The sequence below is a fragment of the Acinetobacter sp. SFB genome (genome assembly GCF_001647545.1).
GTDB lineage: Bacteria > Pseudomonadota > Gammaproteobacteria > Pseudomonadales > Moraxellaceae > Acinetobacter.
Genome location: NZ_LSZH01000014.1, coordinates 103,973 through 123,675, shown reverse-complemented (window position 1 = coordinate 123,675; position 19,703 = coordinate 103,973). Strand labels below are relative to the sequence as shown.

The window sequence follows — 19,703 nt, the reverse complement described above, 5'->3', positions numbered from 1 at the left end:
GAAAGCAATGAATACAGAATTTAAAAAATTGCAACGTACAAAACTTTGGAATGCAATCTTTGCCGGTACTGTTGCTATGACCTGGCTAACTGCAACATCCGTGGTACAAGCAAGTGACTTACAAATTTATGCGGTACCTAAAGCCGGTAAAAAAACCCTGATTATGATGCTGGATACATCTGGGAGTATGGCTTTCCTCACTGAAGATTATGGAAGTGTTTGTCCAACAGACTGGCGGGGTAATGAAACCATAAGTACAGAAACAGGCGGCGATTCTGTATATAGTTACACGAGAAGATTTTGCTCTGTTTCGTATAACACTAGTAGTGCTTCAAATTATCAAAGGTTAAAAGATCGTTGTTTTAACCCGAATAAAAATGCAGATGGAACCCCGAGTACAGGGACAGCTGCCTTGAAATGCTATGACCGGATTTCGCGTTTAAAAGATGGTATGTTTGGATTGCTGAATAGTAGTGACGCAGCTGTTAGTAATTCCAGTACGGGTACACAGGTTCGACTTTCAACTACGGTAATGGGACTTGGAAACTTCTCATCAGATGGTGATGGGCAAACCGGCCAGATCTTGGTTGCAGCCAAGCCTTTAGGTGCTGTCGGTAGTGCTCAAAGAAATGCCTTGAAAAGTGCAATTGCGGGACTAACCGCATATAATGGTACGCCTTCAGCACATGCGATGGCAGAAGCTGCAGCATATTTGATGGGGACAACTACTTATTCTGAACAAAATTACAATATAAAAAGAGATACTACTAATTTGATTCGAAGTTACTCGACGACTTCATCTGGGAGTGGGTCGAGTAAAAGATATACATATACATATACATATAATGTATACACCTGTAATAGATGGAATTCGGTTGATTTGAATTCCTCGACTCAAACTTGTAACCGATGGGGGAATAATCCTGTTGTAACTACAGGTACAACTACGAATGCAACATCTGGAAGTAATCCGTTGTGGGCTAATCAACCTAATATCCAACCATCAAATGGTTGGTTAAGCAGTGATGGTTTTACTGCAGGTGATTACTATACATATATTGTAAGTAATGCGGATAGTGGAACGCCTAAGTCGAAAGTAAAAGATACTACTACAAATCCCGATATTGTCATGGATCGCAATGCTGCTAATGTGGATGTACTCTATAAATCACCACTCCCAACTGTAACAAATAGGGCAAGTTGTGATGGTCAGGGAATCTATTTCCTATCGGATGGACAACCTAACAGCTCTAGCGATTCTAGAGCTTTAAATGTAATGCAAAAAGCATTAGATACTAAAGGTAGCTTATTTCAATGCTCCAATGATCTATCAAATACAGATGGTAGTTCTGCATGGCGTTGTATGGGAGCCTTTGCAAAAGCATTATTTAACCCTGCAACCAACCCTGTTGGTGTCTCAATTAAAACTGCATTTGTTGGTTTTGGTAAAGAATTTGAAGCAAGTTCGGTTGACGCTACAGGGGTTTCTACTGATACACAAAATGCTTGTCGTATGAGTTCCCGTGCTTATCGAGACCCCTTAACTCAACAGTTGCCAAATGATAAATGTTCTCCAACTTATGGAGGAAGTTTAATGGTGACAGCACCAACTGCAGCAACCTCAACAGATACTTATAAGACTGCTGATGGTTATCGATATGATGGTGGTTATGGTAATGGTGGTTTCTTCCAGGCTTCAAGTGCCAATGATGTAACCAATAGTGTTGTTGCATTTATTAAAAATTTGGGTGGTGCAACATTGGACCCAATCACTACAGGGCCAATTTCTGTCCCGTATGATGCCCTGAATCCTAAAAATTTACAGGAAAACGGTTATTTAAGAGCCTTGGAGCCAGATCCGGCCAATACTAATTTATCTTGGCGCGGTAACCTAAAAAAATATAGTGTAGTTCTAAGTGGCGCTACTGCTGGTGCATTTCAAGGAAGTTCGGGTGGACTGGTTTATGATGCTAAGGGTGCATTTACAACGGGTACGAAAGATTATTGGAATACTTCTTCATATGTGGATGGCGGAAAAGTATTTTTAGGAGGAGCTTATTCTAAAGTACCACTTCCTATTTTGGGACAGACTGAAGAAGTAAGCGGAACATTAATTACTAAGTATGCTTATTCTGCATCCAATAAAATTCGTAATTTGTTTACCGATGTTTCTGCTGTAAGTGCTGATGATTCATCTTTAACACCCTCTACTGGTTTAAGCACAGGGGCAATAATGTTGCAAATACCTGAAAAGCCAGCGGCTACAGCAACAGATCCTTTTACAAGCCCTGCTGCAACTTCAAGTTATGTTTTAGGCAAATTAAATACAATTACAGGTCAAGGTATATTAAAAGATTTTCCTTTAAGTATTAAATTGAAATTGCTTAATTTCTTGGGATATTCAACATCTCTTGATGCAACAACTTTACCTACTTCTTTAACCACTTCTGATGCACCTTATCTTTCTATGGGAGGAAGTATCCATTCAGCACCCGTTCAGTTAACTTATTCTGGAACAATGGATAGTTCAGGAAATTTAACGAGTGCACGAGATCAATCGATCTTATTTGGAACTATGGAAGGCGGTTTACATATTGTTGACGCAAGTTCTGGTGAAGAACAAATGGTTTTTGTTCCTGCTGAAATTCTAAATCATCCAATTAAGTCTAAAGCTCTTGTACCTGGACAAACTGATGCAAGTGCTCCAGTTCATGGTGTTGATGGCGCATGGGTTTCTGATGCAACCTATAAAGTTGATTCTGAAGCTGGAGCAAATAACACGACAGTTACTAAAGTTTTAGCTCGTAGAATGAATGTATATGGTGGGTTGCGTATGGGAGGTTCTAGCTATTATGGCTTGGATGTTCTTGCGCCTAAAAATCCTAAATTATTATTTAGAATAGATCCATCTACTACTGGTTTTGAACGTTTGGGACAAAGTTGGTCTAAACCAGTAATGGCGAATATTCGATATAATGGTGCAATTACACGTGTGATGATTGTTGGGGGAGGGTATGATGCATGTTATGAGGACCCTAACTTCACTCTGGCATCAACATCTGGTAATGGTTCGACCTGTGCAACTACCTCTGAAGCAAATGGTAATGCCGTTTATATTGTAAATGCTCAAACAGGTGACCTTATCTGGTCAGCAACTTATGCCTCTACTGCTACTGACGGTCGTCAATATATGAAACATAGTATTGTGAGCCGCATTAGTACTTTAGATCGTAATGCTGACGGATTGATTGATCATTTATATTTTGGTGATCTTGGGGGGCAGATATTCCGAGCCGATTTAAATAATAAACAAACGCTATCTGGTTCAACTTACAGTGCTTTTGGTGTACGAGTAGTGCGTTTAGCGAATCTTGCAACAGATGATGCTACAAATGATCCTGATAATAGTTATATAGGTGGTAAAGCTCCTCGTTTCTATGAACCTCCTACAGTAACTATTCATGATCAGGGAAAAAATACATTTATTTTAGTAGGTATTGCATCAGGTAACCGAGCTGCTCCCTTAGATGTTTTCCCAGCGACTGGTAGAGAAGGATTAACACCTGCTTCAGCAATGACAGATCGTCCGGTAAACAATGTATACGGTATTATTGATAGAGATTTTATTAATAAGGATTTGATGACAGTAGCATATACTGACTTAATAACTAAAGATAAAACTCGTGCAAATTTACGCAAAAATCCACAAATTGTTGCAACCACCGAGTCTGTAGAAACAATTTTCTTCCCATCAAGTGGAAGTGGTAAAGATGGTTGGTACCGATCTTTATCGAGTCAAAATACAGCTACTACAGGCTTGAATAATGTAGAGCGTGCACAAGATGGTACATTTAGAATGCGGGGTGGGTTAAAGGCATTTGAGGAACCAATGGCACTTACAGGTTATCTGTTGGTTCCAGTTTATGATCCGCAGGGTACAGGTATTGAAGCACAAGATCCATGTAAACCACGTGTAATTGGGGAAACTGATTTTCAACGTTTTTGTCTACCCTTCGGTGCATGTCTAACAGCAACCGGTGCTTTAGATACGGATAAGGAACGGAGAAGTGGTTTTCAGACTAAAACAACGGACTGTCCAACAGGGGTGACTGAATGTAACTCGAATATTTTAGGTGCAGGTATTAGAGGTGTTAGTTTTGTTCCTAAGGCTGAAACAACAACGACTTCTGAAAGTTGTGGGCGTCTCTCGATGGCTGGAAATATTGCAGGTACGGGTGAGTGGAAATGTACAAGTAAGTTTATTCCAACACGATGGTATGAGCGTTATCGTTAACAGGACATTATGAATGAACAGATCTTTAATGCTAAAATTCGATCAGGGTTTTACCCTAATTGAATTGATGATTGTAGTGGTAGTGATTGCAATTTTCGCTGCAATCGCTCTTCCAAGCTATCAGGCATACACACGTAAGGCGAATACTGCTTTTGCTCAGCAGGAAATATTAAAATTAGCTGATCAACTGGAAAGACATAAGACCAGAAACTTCAGTTATAAAAATTTTGCTACGGGCACACTTACCCTTAATCGTGGTGGATACACTCTTACTGTTACCGATGATACGACAGCAGGGAATTCGCTAAACTCAACTGCGACTAACGGTCAGACTTGGGTAATTAAAGCCACCACTGCAGATGCTAAACAAATGAAGTTACTAGCGAAAAGTTCAGGATTACGTTGTCAGAGCACAACTACGACAGCAGTGGATAACAATTGCTCTAGTGCAGTATGTACGGTTTGTGAAACCAATAGTGAGGCCTGGTAATGCGTAATGGATTTACATTAATTGAGCTAATGATTGTGGTCGCTATTATTGCCATCATTATGGCAATAGCACTGCCTAGCTATGCTCAATACAAAAAAAGAGTAAACCGTGCTGATGTTCAGACAGAAATGATGAATATAGCGCAGCGCCTTGAATCTCATAAATTGGCAAATTTTACATATCCGGTCACGACCATGAGCAGTTTTTATGGAGGTAATGTTTTTCCGAGAACAGGGACTGCATTATTCACACTTGCCTTTACTACCTCTAATGCTAATACCTGGGTAATGACAGCAACTCCTCTATCAACCTCATCACAAGCAGGGGATGGAATTATTTGTCTAAACGACCAAGGACAAAAATTTTGGGCCAAGGGTGCTACAACCTGTGCGCTTTCAGCCACCTCTAACTGGGACGGTCGCTAAAATAAATTCAAACGGTAGACAACTTAAAATTTGATCTTTCTTTCATAACAAATATAACGTAAAATATTGCCCTCTATGAAAGGGGTTTGAAATGCTGCCGATGGTCGGCGCAGGGATAATCCGTAAAAACTATAAGGTTATATCATGGTCGTAATTCGTCTGGCACGCGGTGGTGCTAAAAAACGTCCGTTCTATCAAGTTATTGTAACTGATAGCCGCAATGCGCGTGACGGTCGTTTCATCGAACGTATTGGTTTCTTTAACCCTACAGCTCAAGGTCAAGCAGAAAAACTTCGTTTAGATGCTGACCGTTTTGCTCATTGGGTTGCTCAAGGCGCTCAACCGTCTGAACGTGTTGCTTCTTTAGCTGCTCAAGCTAAGAAAGCTGCTGCAGCTACTGCATAATTTATTGCGAATTAAGTAGTAGGTAATAACCCATGACACCAACACAGAATGTTCCCGAAGATCGTATTCAGATTGGACAGCTACGTTCAGCATATGGATTAAATGGGTGGCTCTGGGTCTATTCCAATACAGAACCCATGAGCAACATCTTTGACTATCTTCCTTGGTACATTGAGACCAAAGAAGGTTGGCAAACAGTAGATGTAAAACGCTGGAAACCGCATGGTAAAGGCTTGGTTGTCAGCTTAAAAGGTGTGAGCGATCGCACGGCAGCGGATAGCCTGGTTGGTACAAATGTCTGGATTTCAAAATCGCAAATTCCGAAAGCAGGAATGGACGAGTTTTACTGGACAGATTTGAAAGGCTTAACAGTGTTAGGCCTGGATGATGCTGAACAAGAAGTAAACCTCGGCAAAATCCATGAAATGTTTGAGACCGGTGCCAACGATGTGATGGTGGTTCACGCAACACCAGACAGCGTTGATGCTGAAGAGCGCATGATTCCATGGCATAAAGATGTGGTACAGCGCGTTGATCTTGAAGCTGGTCGTATCTACGTCAATTGGGGCGTAGATTATTAATCCTTTAAGGATGAACGCAGCAGGAAAATAGAGGAGTCTGCGATGTTTTTTGCAGTCATTACGCTTTTTCCTGAAATGTTTGAAGCGATTACAGCCTACGGTATTAGCGGGCGTGCAGCAAAACGTGAAATTGTACAAGTGACTTGTATTAATCCACGCGATTTTGCAACGGGTAACTATAAACGGGTGGATGAACGTCCATTTGGCGGTGGTCCGGGTATGGTGATGATGGCTGAGCCTTTGTCTCAGGCAATTCAGCATGCCAAAGAGCTTGCAAAGCAAGTAGGTTGTGTTCAGGTTCCTGTGGTGTATATGTCTCCGCAAGGAAAAACCTTAAATGAACTGGCAGTACAGCAGTTTGTCGAATATGACGGATTGATTGTGCTCTGCGGGCGTTATGAAGGTGTCGATGAACGTTTGATCCAGCAATATGTTGATCAGGAATGGTCAATTGGGGATTATGTTTTGTCGGGTGGCGAACTTCCTGCGATGGTTTTGTTGGACAGTATTATCCGGAGGCTTCCGGGTGCGATGTCTGATGAACAATCCGCGATACAGGACTCATTTGTGGATGGTCTTTTAGACTGCCCGCAATATACCAAGCCAGACCAGTTTGAAGGTTTGGATGTGCCTGAGGTGTTAAAGTCTGGGCATCATGCAAACATTGAAAAATGGCGGTTTTTGCAGCGTTATCAACGAACCCTCGATCGCAGGCCTGAGCTTGTAGAAAAAGTTGAGTTGACCAAGCAGCAAAAGAAATGGCTAAAAGATTCGAATACCTAAAGTCGACTTTAAGTATTTTTAAACAGGCTCTTTATCGACCGAAGTGAAGACTGAGGTGGTAAAGGGAAAGATAAACGGGTCGATATGCGCTTTAGCCTCTGTCCCCAGCGGTAACAGACCTCTTCTGTCCGCACATTGGAGATTCCCACATGAGTGGTAAACATCCTTTAGTTCAAATTATTGAAAATGCTCAATTAAAAACTGATATCCCGGCTTTCGCGCCTGGTGATACTGTTATTGTTTCTGTAAAAGTAAAAGAGGGCGATCGTGAACGTCTTCAGGCTTTTGAAGGCGTTGTAATTGCAATCAAAAACCGTGGTTTGAACTCTGCGTTTACAGTTCGTAAAATCTCTAGCGGTATTGGTGTTGAACGTGTTTTCCAAACACATTCTCCAATCGTAGCTAAAATTGAAGTGAAACGTCGTGGTGACGTTCGTCGTGCTAAACTTTACTACCTACGCGAATTGTCTGGTAAAGCTGCACGTATTCGTGAAAAATTACCAGCTCGTAAAGTTAAAGCTTAATTTAAAGTTTTATCTCGAGTTAAAAAATGCGCCTAAAGGCGCATTTTTTTATGTCTGAATTTTTTAGTTTTATAAACCTTGCAGTTTTAAGCGGTTGGCATGTTGGCGGTATACCGATACCGGGTCAGGAGCCAAGAATGCAGTTAAGCCAAAGAACTGGTTGATGGCATCCAGGTGATTCCAGTTATAGTTGTCACGAATGGTTTTACCATATTTCGCGCTACAACGAGAAACAAGACCGTCATTGTCGCCTTTAGGATCGGTCAGTTTTGCAGTAATCCCCAACAGCATATCTGGATCAAGCGGGTTGGTTACTGTACCTGTACCTGAGAATGAATAAAAAGAAATCCCTTTTTCAGTGGCAGGACCTTCGCCACAGGCTGTTTTTGGCATGCCTAAAGGATATTTAGCTTGAAACGCCTTAGAGCCTGCAACGCTTAAACTTTTCCCCGCACTTAATGAGTCATGCGGGAAGGAGTTAGGATCAAGTCCTTGTGCCCAGACAAGCATTTTTGATGCAAAATTGACGACACTGACCAACGGACCTTCCACGGAAGTGCCTTCAGCTGCAATAATATAATCTGCAACCTTAGAGCCTTTAAGCGGGCTGGAGATTGCAGTTGCTGACGCGACTTTGTTCGGTGCAACATTGGAGACATAGGCAATGCTGTGTCCGCCATGGCTATGGCCCAATAAGTTCACTTTGGGTGAACCCGTTAGGGCAATAATTTCATCGACTTGTTGTAATAGCTGCTCACCACGGACTTCAGAGCTATTAAAGGGGGTGACACGCGTCGCCCAAGCATTGGCACCGTTACGAGCCAAATCAGGCAGTATTTGATACCAATAATCGATTCCAAGTTCATCTGTCCCAGCACGAATCCATCCGCCCATCCCATGTGCAAATACCAGAGGATATTTGGTTTTTGCATAATTTGATGTTGCTTTATCTGTGATTTGTGAAGCTTGACCTGCTGAAGCTATTTGAGGCAATGCAATCGCCGCACTGGATAATATTGCGTATACGAGTGCCTTAGAGTTCCATTTCATTGTATTTATCTCACATTTTTTATTTTTTAAAACTGCTCTGAATTTATTGATTCATAGCAGTTACATATATCAGATGATCAATTTAATCAGCTGATAGGCTACATTGCGATTACTCGCCATATGGTAATTTTCCTCCCTGATCATGCACTGTTTCAAAAGTTCCAACCCGGAGTTGTTCTTCGGGTTTACTAAAATGCTGCGTCCGTAACTGTTGCATGGCTTGTTGTTTGGCATCCTCGCTCAAGCCGCTTTTTATAATGTTGTCGCGCTCTTTTAAATAACCATCGACCTTGTTTTTCCAGTCACTGCGTTGTCCATCTAAGCTTTCTAAACGCTGTGTGGCTTGAGGACCGACCAGATTCGTCCGCATTTGATGAAGTTCTTCTGCGGAACCACCGCGTACCTTAATGTCAGCAGTAAGTTTGCGCAAGTCTTCGAGTTTATTGAGCTGCTCTAAGTTTTCTTTCCAGTCTTCGGGTAATTGATTGAACAAATCTTTTAATTTTTGCGCTTTTTGCGCTTCGCTTAGATTTTTATCATCCATAACGGTCATGCGGCTTAAGGTGTATTCATGGTAAATATCTTCAGTCCCGAATAAGCCTTCAATTTCGTAATCAGAAAAAAGTTGTTTACGCAGATTTTTCATATTGGCAAAGATGCTTTGATAATATTTGGGATCTTCTTTATCTATATTCGGTGCCTGTAAATCACCCAGTTTTTCGCGATAATCGATATAGCGATTCCACAAATCTAGAATTTGTGCGAGGGCAGGCGCTTTATAGGCTTGCTGGATATAAGCCTGGAAATCATTTTTAATCTGCTTGAGATCTTTTTCTCCATACTGGGTAATGAAATATTCAAAACAGTTCCTGGTTTGCTCATTCACAATTAAGCGATTGGCGCTATCGAGGCGTAACTGACAGTTCACTTCAGTGTCTTGTTGGCTTTTACTCATAAACGCCCCGCCTTGAATCAGGTTTGCGGGCATCTTTGTCGTTAAGCTATTAGCTTGAGGATCAATAGTTTGAGCTGTGCGTGTTTTTTCAGCACTCGATTGCGAGGGCGCTAGCCAAAATAATAATGCGCCAATACCAACAATAATAAGAGCCAAAATAATCCATAACTTATATTTCTGCATTTCCTATGCAACCTTTTTCCTGTATTTGTTTTTATAAGTCTAAAAATAGAACTTAAATTTGCCATTAAAAATGTAAATCTAACGTAGAGAAGTTGTAAATGTGGACAAGCGGTTGTTAACATGTCAGCCGTTTCAACTTGCTTGATCTTTCGCTATGAAAAAGACCTCACCTAAGATTCAACGCCGGCATATTAGCGGTGTGTTTTTATTGAATAAGCCTTTGGGTATTAGTTCTAATGCTGCTTTACAGAGAGTACGTGGCTTATATCGAGCACAAAAAGGCGGTCATACCGGTGCTTTAGATCCTTTAGCATCGGGATTGTTGCCAATTTGTTTAGGTGAAGCGACTAAATTTTCCCACTATTTACTCGACTCGATCAAGCGTTATCAAACCACTATTCACCTCGGTCATAGCACAACCACGGGTGATATCGAAGGTGAAGTATTGTCGGAACAAGCTGTTCCAGTACTGACCGAAGATACAATTCAACAGGTTCTGGCAGGTTTTGTGGGGGACATTCAGCAAGTTCCACCGATGTATTCTGCTTTGAAAAAAGAAGGCCGTCCGTTGTATGAATTGGCACGTCAAGGCATTGAAGTTGAACGGGAAGCACGTCCGCTCACCATTGAGGCAATTGAGTTATTGTCTTTTACCGAAAATAGCCTGACTTTAGATATTACCTGTTCTAAAGGGACTTATATTCGGGTGTTGGGTGAAGACATTGCCAAAGCCTTGGGGACATTCGGTCATTTAACTTATCTGCACCGGATTAAAACCGGTCAGTTTGACCTGATTCCCGAATATACCATTGAGTATTTGGAAAGCTTGACTGAATTTGAACGTGAAGCTTTGTTATTACCTGTATTTGCACCAGTCGAGCATTTCCCAAGCGTTCAGATTCCTGAGGGTAGAGCTGAACATTTTGGGCATGGTATGGAAAGCAATATTGAGCATGAAGCTGCCGCAGAAGTACTGGTTTTTGATGGTGAGAAATGTTTGGGTTTAGCCGAGATTACCGATAAAAAACGTCTGGTGCCAAAACGTGTTTTAAATCTCTAATCATTATTTCAAGATAGGTCTAAAGCAACATGGATATTGAGATCATCCTCAGCCTGATTTTTTTTGCATTTTTTGCAGGTGCGATAGATGCAGCAGTCGGTGGCGGTGGTCTGATTCAGATTCCAGCTCTCATGAATGCTTTTCCGCATATGAACACGGCAACACTGTTTGGCACCAATAAAATGGCTTCCATTTGTGGTACGGCCTCAGCAGCATGGTCGTATTTACGCCGGGTTAAAGTTGTCTGGAAGTTATTGGTGGTGATTGGGGTGGCTGCCTTTATCAGCTCTTTTGCAGGAGCGGCTTGTGTAACCCTGATTCCCCAAGCAGTACTCAGGCCTTTTGTGCTGTTTATGCTGATCGTGATTGCCATTTATACCTTTATGAAGAAGCAGTTCGGCCAAGTGCATTTTCAGCAGAGTATCACCAGGAAAACCTTAATTCTGGCCGGCATTGGGGGGGTGGTGATTGGATTTTATGACGGTATTTTTGGTCCTGGTACCGGTAGTTTTTTTATTTTCTATTTTATTCGTTATTTAAAAGTCGATTTTTTGCATGCGTCTGCCTTATCTAAAATTGGCAATTTTATGACCAATTTCGCAGCCTTAAGTTTCTTCATTCCAACCGGGCATGTGCTGTTCAGTTTGGGTTTGATGATGGCGGTTGCCAATGTTGCAGGTTCACTGATTGGCGTGAAGATGGCCTTAAAGTATGGCAGTGGCTTTATCCGGATTCTTTTTCTGGTCTTGGTCGCGGTTTTGATTTTGCGCTTAAGTTATCAGATATTATTTGCAAGTTAATAAAAACATTCACAAAAATTAACAGTATTAGAGCATGTTCCTGCATAAGAATAAGCAATCGGCATGGGCATCATTGCCCATTTTTATCAGAGTTTGCCCTGATCATATAGCATAAAGCCAGAGGTCATTAGCATAATGAATATTTTTGAAGCATTACGTCAGAGTCATGAAATACAAAGAGAACTGGCAGAAAAATTACTGCAAACTTCTGGGAATACTCCAGAACGCCATGAGTTGTTTAAACAACTAAAGAATGAATTATTTGCCCATGAAGCGGCTGAAGACCGTTATTTTTATATTCCGCTCATGATGACAGATTCTGGACTGAATATTACCCGTCATGCCTTGGCAGAACATCATGAAATGGATGAGATGATTGAAGAGCTGAGTGAAACTGATTTCAGCAATCCGGGCTGGATTGCGATAGCCAAAAAGCTTTCTGATAAGGTGCATCATCATCTAAAAGAGGAAGAGCATAGCTTTTTTCAGCAGGCCGGAAAAATTCTGGAAGAGGAACAGAAAACAGCTTTGGCGGTGCAGTACAAGAATGAGTATCAGCGTTATAAAGACATGAAAAAAGATATGCTGGTATAAAGCTAAAATTTAAATTCAAGATTGCATGATAAAAAAAGATGGCATTATGGCCATCTTTTTTTATTTAGACCTATGGATTAGTCAGGTTGATGATTTTTATTTTTACTGGCCCTAAATGTTACACCGACCGAAGCAAGCATGATGCAAAGCAAGGCAACGCTCTGTAAAAGCGTAATTTGTTCTTTCAATAACCACCAGCCTGCCAAAGCACCGAGGGCCGGGGATAAACTGGACAATGTGCCATAACTGAGTTTGCTTAAACGCTTGAGTGCCATCAGGTCCAAAGCATAAGGAATCGCGGTTGCAAGCAGGGCAATGACCAAGGCCTGTCCCCAATATTGAGTTTGAATCAGGGCTGTAGGATTATTGACTGCACTGATCGGTAACATCACCATGGCCGACAGGACAATGGCAATGCTCAGCGCATGCAGGCCAATATTTTGCCGTACGACACGTTGCCCGAAATAAATATAAATGGCCCAGCAGATACCGGCACCCAAAGCGAATGCTGCACCCAGATAAGAGAAGTTATCGGCTGATGCATCTTGCCACGGTACCATCAACGCAACGCCTAAAATAGCCAGACCTACCCACAGATAATCAGTTTTTTCTTTGATCGAAAGCAGGGCCAGGGTCAGCGGTCCCAAGAATTCTAAGCCGACTGCAATCCCTTGCGGTAATTTGCCTAAAGAGGCATAAAACAACACATTCATTAAACAGACAGAGCCACTATAAAACAGCAAGTCCTTCCATTTTAAATAGGGTAAGCGTTTGATGATTTTCCAGGAACGGAACATCAGTACAATTAAAATGGAAGCAAAACTAAGACGTAGTGTAACTACCGTCAGTGGATCAAGCACTTCAAACAGTTGTTTGGCAAAAGAGGCACTGATCTGATAGGCGATCATGGATAAAACCATGAACAATACGGCAGTAAGTTGGGTGTTCGGCATGGTGCACGCAGGATCACCAAATTAGGTGAATCCACTGGAAAAGATGGCGCCAGTATAGCAATTCTGTTGAATTTTTGAGGAATTGTGCGGTGGTAAATGTTGTGAATTTAAAATTTTAAATTTAAAAAATCAGCGCGAAAATTCAGCCTGACTGATTTGAATTTAAATAATAAATTTTCTATTTTTATTCGATCTTGTTCTTGGCGTGTTGCATGGTATAGGTACAGCCAATGGAGGCTGTAATAATGGTCGCAAGTGCCAGCCACTGATTCCATAACAATTGCTCGCCTAAAAATATAAACCCCGATAATGCTGCAATCGCCGGTTCTACGCTCATTAAAGTGCCGAAGCTGAGCGCAGTTAAATTACGCAGTGCAATCATTTCCAGAGTAAAAGGCAGGGCACTGGCAAGCGCCGCCAAGGCGACAAAATAAACTAAATTTGAAGGCTCGAAAACGTTAGGTGGCATACCGGAAAATAGCGCAATTGGCATCAAGCACAGCATGCCGATAAACATGCCCAAGCATACGGTATGATTACCTGAAATACCGGAAGGTTTTTGTCCGGAAACGATATATAGCGCCCAGCAAGCACCTGCACCTAGTGCCAAAGCAATCCCGATTAAATCCAGCTGTTGTGAGGCCTGATCAAAGGGAAACAATAAAATTAAACCCAGAATAGCTAGTCCCACCCAGACAAAATCAAATTTTTTTCGTGCGTAATACAACGCTACGCTGAGTGGCCCAATGAATTCAAAAGAAACGGCAATGCCGAGCGGAAGGCGGTTAATGGCCAGGTAAAACAGGGCATTCATACCGGCGAGCGCAATACCATAACTGATAATGGCTTTCCATTTCACCTGTTTGAAATTGATTTGCCAAATTTTAAAAATAAGCGCCAAGATTACAGCGCCAAGTAACAGACGCATTGCCGCAATGGTCAGAATTGGAAATTGACCAAACAGAATTTTGGCAAGCGAGCCACTGCTCTGTACGCTGATCATTGCAATCAGCAATAACAGCAGGGCCTGAACATGTGGCGTATTTTTAAAATTCAACATTTATTAAATGAACTAAATTCGTTTCGATTTCTCGAATAGGAGGAGAGAAGCGAAGGCTTTATGAATATTTCCGAATATGCGTGAAATAATAAGGAACGATGCTATTTTAGCATTGAGATGCTTAATTTCATCTTTAGCTTATTGTTACTTGGTTTTGTCCGGAGAAGCATTGCCTCATAAGACCAAAGCCAGCTTACGAACATTTGAAACATGTTGCAAATGTTCTTATTGTAGAACTTGAAAGGTTAAGATATTTAAATAAATTGTTCGCAGAAACATTCATTATTTAATCTCGGTCTGCCTCGAACAGCTGCGAATGGAGAAATCGCGGAACCGATATCTTTTACATTTAAATTGCGGAATTTAAAAAATAAAAAACCACAGCACCAATGCTGTGGTTTTTTTTAAATCTTAAATTAGAACAATACGCGAACTCGGATGGTACCTTCAACTTCTTGAAGGGTATCTAACGCTTCTTTAGATGCAGTTGCATCAACGTCCATCACCAAGTAACCCACATCACCTTTAGTCATTAATGATTGACCAGAGATGTTGATGCCGTGTTCAGCAAACAGGTTGTTGATTTTAGAAAGAACGCCAGGAATGTTTTGGTGAATGTGAAGTAAACGGTGTTTACCTTCAGTCAACGGCAACGCAATTTCCGGGAAGTTCACAGCAGATAAAGTCATACCTTTATCGGAGTAAGCGACAAATTTCTCTGCAACTTCTAGACCGATATTCGCTTGCGCTTCCATAGTCGAACCACCCACGTGAGGAGTCAAAATCACGTTGTCCAAGCCACGAAGTGGAGAAACAAATTCTTCACCGTTTGCTTTAGGTTCTTTAGGGAATACGTCAATTGCAGCACCTGCAATGTGACCCGATTTAATCGCATCAGCCAAATCTTCAATCAGTACACAGGTACCACGTGCAGCATTGATGAAGATAGAACCTTCTTTCATTTGTGCAAACTGGTCTTTGCCAAAGAAATTACGTGTTGATGGCACGTCAGGAACGTGTAGAGAAACAACGTCAGCATTTGCAAGTAACTCGGCAAGAGAACCCACTTGACGTGCATTACCCATCGGAAGCTTAGTCACTGCATCATAATAGATAACATGCATACCCATGCTTTCAGCAAGAACTGAAAGTTGCGAACCGATTGAGCCGTAACCCACGATACCTAAAGTTTTACCACGAGTTTCAAATGAACCCACTGCAGACTTGTTCCAGCCACCACGGTGAGTAGAAGCAGATTTCGCAGGAACACCACGAAGTAAAAGAATGGCTTCAGCAAGTACCAGTTCAGCTACTGAGCGGGTATTTGAATATGGTGCGTTAAATACTGGAATACCGCGAATCATCGCAGCATTCAGATTAACCTGATTGGTACCGATACAAAAACAGCCAACCGCGATAAGCTTGTTGGCTGCTTCAAATACTTCTTCAGTCAATTGAGTACGTGAACGAATGCCGATGAAGTGTGCATCTTTAACCGCTTCTTTCAACGCTTCACCCTCAAGCGCAGTTTTACGGGAATCGATGTTGGTATATCCAGCAGCATTTAATGTGTCGATTGCGTTTTGATGAACGCCTTCCAACAACAAGAAACGAATTTTATCTTTAGGTAGAGAAAGATGTTGGCTCATTACGGCTCCGCTACAAAGGCCAAATTTAGTCGCGATATGATAACATACGAGAACGGTCTATATACATTTCCTTTATGACGCAGAGGATAGGTATTTTTGTCATACATACTGCCGTGCATTACAGATTTTGGTCTAACTAAGGCTGTAATATTTAAGGCGAGATTGTCAAAATGCTTATTTCCGCAGGGTTTCAGTGGAAAATGCCTTATAATGCTGCGCAGTGAAAACTGCCACAGCCATGCTGCTGGTTTTGTGTTCACGCTCAGTCTAAGACATCATTGCATTTTAATCTTTTTACAAATGAATGATCTATAGACCATCCACCCCCTTGTATATTTCTTGCTAGGTCTGCAAACGATGAATGCTCCAGTCGCTTTAACACCTGAGTTATTAACCCAATTGACAGTTATTGTCGGTGAAAACCGCATTAAAACTGATGCTGTTAGTCTTGATGCCTGGGGCAGAGACTACACCAAGCATTTTGATCCGAATCCATCCGTCATCGTTTTTCCATCGAGCACGGAACAGGTGCAGGCGATTGTTAAATTTGCGAATGAACACAATATTGCCATCACGCCATCGGGCGGTCGTACCGGTTTATCTGCGGGTGCAGTCGCTGCAAATGGCGAAATTGTGGTGAGCATGGACAAGATGAACCAGATTCTTGAGTTCTTCCCTGCAGACCGTATGGTACGTGTACAGGCGGGTGTGGTGACTGAACAATTGCAGAATTATGCTGAAGAACAAGGTATGTATTACCCAGTCGATTTTGCATCTTCAGGTTCTTCGCAAATTGGCGGCAACATTGGTACCAATGCTGGCGGAATCAAAGTCATTAAATACGGCATGACCCGTAACTGGGTGTTGGGTCTGACTGTGGTGACGGGTAAGGGCGATATCCTGCGACTGAACAAAGGCATGATCAAGAACGCAACCGGTTATGCACTACAGCATTTGTTTATTGGTGGTGAAGGGACGCTAGGTCTGGTGACTGAAGCTGAAATTAAGCTTGAGCGTCAACCGCATGACTTGCAAGTAATGGTTTTAGGTGTACCTGACTTTGATGCGATCATGCCGGTATTGCATGCATTCCAGAACAAAATTGATTTAACTGCATTCGAATTCTTCGGCGAATTGGCCATGCAGAAAGTGCTGGATCATGGTCATGTACAGCGTCCATTTGAAACGGCATGTCCTTTCTATGTATTGCTTGAATTTGAAGCGCCATTTGAACCGATCATGGATGCGGCGATGGAAATCTTCGAGCATTGCATGGAACAGGGTTGGGTGCTGGATGGCGTGATGAGCCAAAACTTGGACCAAGTACATAGCTTGTGGCGTTTACGCGAAGATATCTCTGAATCAATCGCACCGTTTACACCTTATAAAAATGACATTTCAGTATTGATTACCCACGTTCCTGCATTTATTAAAGAAATTGATGCGATTGTGGAAGCGAATTACCCTGACTTTGAAATTTGCTGGTTCGGTCATATTGGTGACGGTAATTTACACTTGAACATCTTGAAGCCAGAGAACTTGTCTAAAGATGAATTCTTTGCCAAATGTCAGGTAGTAAATAAGTATGTGTTCGAAACTGTGAAAAAATATGACGGTTCGATTTCTGCGGAACACGGTGTGGGGATGACGAAAAAGCCATATCTTGATTACTCGCGTTCTGCCGAAGAAATTGAATACATGAAAGCTTTGAAACAGGTGTTCGATCCAAACGGTATTATGAACCCGGGCAAATTATTTGATCTTTAATATTTGACCTGTAAGTTCTTTTGCCCGATGACTACATAACTGTTATCGAGTCAGAAAAAAAGGCATGGCATCATAGGTGCCATGTCTTTTTTATGGGGAAGATTTCCTAATGTTACGTTTATTATCTACCTCTCTAATTTGTTTGGGCTTAATGACGACAGGTTGTGCAACAACAAAAAAACTAGCATCTAAAGTCAGTCTTGGTTCATCAGATACGCCGTTACAACAAGTCTTGAAAGAAAGACCTGATTTGCGCAAGAACTCGGCAACAGTTGAAATTCGTCAATTTTTTAATAGTGTAGAGTCCCCAACTGCTGCACAAGTGAAAGTGACTGAAACGGGTTTAAAGGATGATTCGGTTCGCTCGATGCGTACGGTTTATAGTTTTAAACTGGTGGATGGTGATTGGAAGAAGATTGATACGGAGAAGTCCTATCAATGTATGCGCAGCAAAAACACCAAGTCTTTTCAAAAAGCGAAATGCTCTTAATAAATCTTTGATTTATGGTTGAAAGTTAGGCTGTAATGCCTCATAAAAAGCGTATCGATTGATGCGCTTTTTTGCGTTTGGGGGAATAAGAGCAATGAATATTTTGATTGTCGGAAACGGCTTTGATTTGTCGCACTATTTGCCGACGAAGTATGATCATTTTATGGATGTGATGGATGCAATAGAAAAAAAGGATTTAGGTAAGCCAATTCAGAATGTTTTTAGTAATCCTCTAAATACTTTGCCTGAATTAATATTGAAAGTTTTAGAAATAAAAAGAGCAGTAGATGAAAAAACGTATCAGATGAATTTTGATGATTTATTTGTTATATGCCGAGATAAAAAATTTGTTAGTAAAACTAAAGAAATATATGACACAACGTCCATTATTCTTTCTGTAGAAGAAATAGTAGAACTTCAATATAAGTTGAAAAAGAATTGTTGGTATCAATATTTCAAAAATCATGTTGAAGAAATTAAAACATGGATTGATTTTGAACAAAAAATACAAGATGTACTTACTATATTAGCGGAATGTATCGGAGAGCTAGAAAAAATTCATAATCCCAAAAAGATTTATGAATATTTTTCAGAACATCCTAAAGATGGGAGTTTAGGAATTAAAGAAAAAAATTCAAAGATATTAAATTTTTTTAACTTTACTGCTGAAGAAGAATATTATCGTCAATCTATTAATCTAGGTCGACCATCTCATAAAAGCACGCGTATCAACTTAAATCCAAGATTTTGTCATGGTGAAAGTCTTTTAAATAATTTTTCACCCTCATTATTCTTAGATTTTTTATCAAATCAATTAGATGATTTTATTGAAATATTTAATTTATATCTTGAATTAGTCGTTAATCAATTAATTCCAGTGCATAAATTTTCTATTGAAAGTAAGGGAATAATCAGTCTAGATAAAATTTATTCTTTTAATTATACGAATACTTATCAAAGAATATATGATTTGGTGAAAGTTGAGTATTTACATGGAAGTCATGGTGAAAATCAAAATATTGTATTGGGTATATTCGATTTAGAACATGATTCCTTAAGAAAACTCAAAGCTTATGGTTTTACCAAATATCATCAAAAACTTTTTAAAGACACAGATTATTTATTTTTGGATGAATCTAAGAATAATATTTTAGCCTATAAAAAAAGGGTTGAAGATTTTGAGAAAAATTATCAGAAACCTAACAAGGAATATTATAGGGATGCCCTTAGATTTGAAGAAAAATTAAATCTAAATTTTTATATTTGGGGGCATTCCTTAGATGTTTCCGATAAAGATTATATTATTGATTTATTTAGTTTAAATGATGATATAGATCGAAATGTCAGAGTAACTGTCTATTACTTTGATAAAAATGCAAAATTTATGTTACTTAATAATTTACTTTCAATATTGGGCAAAGACAAAGTCGAACAATGGATGAAGAACAAATGGCTTCAATTCAAAGAAAATCCAGAAATTAAATTTAATGAAACGATTTCGGAAAAAACAGCTTAAAGACAAGAAAAATAGACTCTGCTAAACTATACCTACTCGACCAAGTAGGTGTACTTGTTTGAGATCAATTTTCTCATGAATTTTTTATTTCAACACCTTGTGAATACAGTGTTTTAAGCCACTT

18 protein-coding genes are annotated in these 19,703 nt (G+C 40.5%); 13 read left to right on the top strand and 5 right to left on the bottom strand.

Going from position 1 to position 19,703, the window contains the following annotated elements; translation table 11 throughout:
* Window positions 1–7: 7 nt before the first annotated feature.
* The 7 genes from AY606_RS11855 (at window position 8) to rplS (ending at window position 7,502) form a co-directional block, all read left to right on the top strand.
* On the top strand, window positions 8–4,294 hold the full coding sequence (locus tag AY606_RS11855) for a pilus assembly protein (RefSeq protein ID WP_067868786.1): 4,287 nt from the start codon (window positions 8–10) through the stop codon (window positions 4,292–4,294).
* A 13-nt stretch (window positions 4,295–4,307) separates the two neighbouring features.
* Window positions 4,308–4,784: a type IV pilin protein gene (locus tag AY606_RS11850; protein WP_067868784.1), complete on the top strand. Its 477-nt coding sequence runs from the start codon at window positions 4,308–4,310 to the stop codon at window positions 4,782–4,784.
* Entirely contained in the window at window positions 4,784–5,209 is a 426-nt protein-coding gene (locus tag AY606_RS11845) for a type IV pilin protein (RefSeq protein WP_067868781.1), read from the top strand. The genes AY606_RS11850 and AY606_RS11845 overlap by 1 nt, the downstream gene beginning before the upstream one ends.
* A gap of 144 nt (window positions 5,210–5,353) precedes the next feature.
* On the top strand, window positions 5,354–5,614 hold the full coding sequence (gene rpsP, locus AY606_RS11840; RefSeq protein ID WP_067868778.1) for a 30S ribosomal protein S16: 261 nt from the start codon (window positions 5,354–5,356) through the stop codon (window positions 5,612–5,614).
* A gap of 32 nt (window positions 5,615–5,646) precedes the next feature.
* Window positions 5,647–6,195, top strand: a complete 549-nt coding sequence (rimM, locus tag AY606_RS11835) for a ribosome maturation factor RimM (RefSeq protein WP_067868775.1) — start codon at window positions 5,647–5,649, stop codon at window positions 6,193–6,195.
* A gap of 42 nt (window positions 6,196–6,237) precedes the next feature.
* Window positions 6,238–6,978: a tRNA (guanosine(37)-N1)-methyltransferase TrmD gene (gene trmD, locus AY606_RS11830; protein ID WP_067868772.1), complete on the top strand. Its 741-nt coding sequence runs from the start codon at window positions 6,238–6,240 to the stop codon at window positions 6,976–6,978.
* Window positions 6,979–7,127: 149 nt separating this feature from the next.
* Entirely contained in the window at window positions 7,128–7,502 is a 375-nt protein-coding gene (rplS, locus tag AY606_RS11825) for a 50S ribosomal protein L19 (RefSeq protein WP_067868770.1), read from the top strand.
* A gap of 69 nt (window positions 7,503–7,571) precedes the next feature.
* Here the strand turns inward: rplS and AY606_RS11820 are convergent, their stop codons facing one another.
* Both AY606_RS11820 and AY606_RS11815 read right to left on the bottom strand, forming a co-directional pair.
* Window positions 7,572–8,552, bottom strand: a complete 981-nt coding sequence (locus tag AY606_RS11820; protein WP_067868768.1) for an esterase/lipase family protein — start codon at window positions 8,550–8,552, stop codon at window positions 7,572–7,574.
* 109 nt (window positions 8,553–8,661) lie between these two features.
* Window positions 8,662–9,690 carry a lipase secretion chaperone gene (locus AY606_RS11815; protein WP_067868766.1) on the bottom strand — a complete coding sequence of 343 codons (1,029 nt, stop codon included), beginning with the start codon at window positions 9,688–9,690 and terminating at the stop codon, window positions 8,662–8,664.
* Between the two features lie 154 nt (window positions 9,691–9,844).
* Between AY606_RS11815 and truB the strand changes: the two genes are divergently transcribed.
* The 3 genes from truB (at window position 9,845) to AY606_RS11800 (ending at window position 12,144) form a co-directional block, all read left to right on the top strand.
* Window positions 9,845–10,750, top strand: a complete 906-nt coding sequence (truB, locus tag AY606_RS11810) for a tRNA pseudouridine(55) synthase TruB (protein WP_067868763.1) — start codon at window positions 9,845–9,847, stop codon at window positions 10,748–10,750.
* A gap of 29 nt (window positions 10,751–10,779) precedes the next feature.
* Window positions 10,780–11,550: a sulfite exporter TauE/SafE family protein gene (locus AY606_RS11805; protein WP_067868761.1), complete on the top strand. Its 771-nt coding sequence runs from the start codon at window positions 10,780–10,782 to the stop codon at window positions 11,548–11,550.
* A 132-nt stretch (window positions 11,551–11,682) separates the two neighbouring features.
* Window positions 11,683–12,144: a hemerythrin domain-containing protein gene (locus AY606_RS11800; RefSeq protein WP_155858195.1), complete on the top strand. Its 462-nt coding sequence runs from the start codon at window positions 11,683–11,685 to the stop codon at window positions 12,142–12,144.
* A 77-nt stretch (window positions 12,145–12,221) separates the two neighbouring features.
* On the opposite strand, the gene AY606_RS11795 is transcribed toward AY606_RS11800, so the two are convergent.
* From AY606_RS11795 to serA, 3 genes are all read right to left on the bottom strand, one after another.
* Window positions 12,222–13,097 carry an EamA family transporter gene (locus AY606_RS11795; protein WP_067868743.1) on the bottom strand — a complete coding sequence of 292 codons (876 nt, stop codon included), beginning with the start codon at window positions 13,095–13,097 and terminating at the stop codon, window positions 12,222–12,224.
* A gap of 184 nt (window positions 13,098–13,281) precedes the next feature.
* The gene (locus AY606_RS11790; protein ID WP_067868740.1) at window positions 13,282–14,157 is read right to left on the bottom strand and encodes an EamA family transporter; all 876 of its coding nucleotides are present in this window, start codon (window positions 14,155–14,157) and stop codon (window positions 13,282–13,284) included.
* Between the two features lie 416 nt (window positions 14,158–14,573).
* The gene (gene serA, locus AY606_RS11785) at window positions 14,574–15,806 is read right to left on the bottom strand and encodes a phosphoglycerate dehydrogenase (protein ID WP_067868737.1); all 1,233 of its coding nucleotides are present in this window, start codon (window positions 15,804–15,806) and stop codon (window positions 14,574–14,576) included.
* 357 nt (window positions 15,807–16,163) lie between these two features.
* On the opposite strand from serA, the gene AY606_RS11780 reads away from it, so the two are divergent.
* From AY606_RS11780 to AY606_RS11770, 3 genes are all read left to right on the top strand, one after another.
* Window positions 16,164–17,573 carry a D-2-hydroxyglutarate dehydrogenase gene (locus AY606_RS11780; protein ID WP_067868734.1) on the top strand — a complete coding sequence of 470 codons (1,410 nt, stop codon included), beginning with the start codon at window positions 16,164–16,166 and terminating at the stop codon, window positions 17,571–17,573.
* A 109-nt stretch (window positions 17,574–17,682) separates the two neighbouring features.
* Window positions 17,683–18,063 carry a hypothetical protein gene (locus AY606_RS11775; RefSeq protein ID WP_067868731.1) on the top strand — a complete coding sequence of 127 codons (381 nt, stop codon included), beginning with the start codon at window positions 17,683–17,685 and terminating at the stop codon, window positions 18,061–18,063.
* A gap of 94 nt (window positions 18,064–18,157) precedes the next feature.
* The gene (locus AY606_RS11770; RefSeq protein ID WP_067869026.1) at window positions 18,158–19,579 is read left to right on the top strand and encodes an AbiH family protein; all 1,422 of its coding nucleotides are present in this window, start codon (window positions 18,158–18,160) and stop codon (window positions 19,577–19,579) included.
* Window positions 19,580–19,703 lie beyond the last annotated feature (124 nt).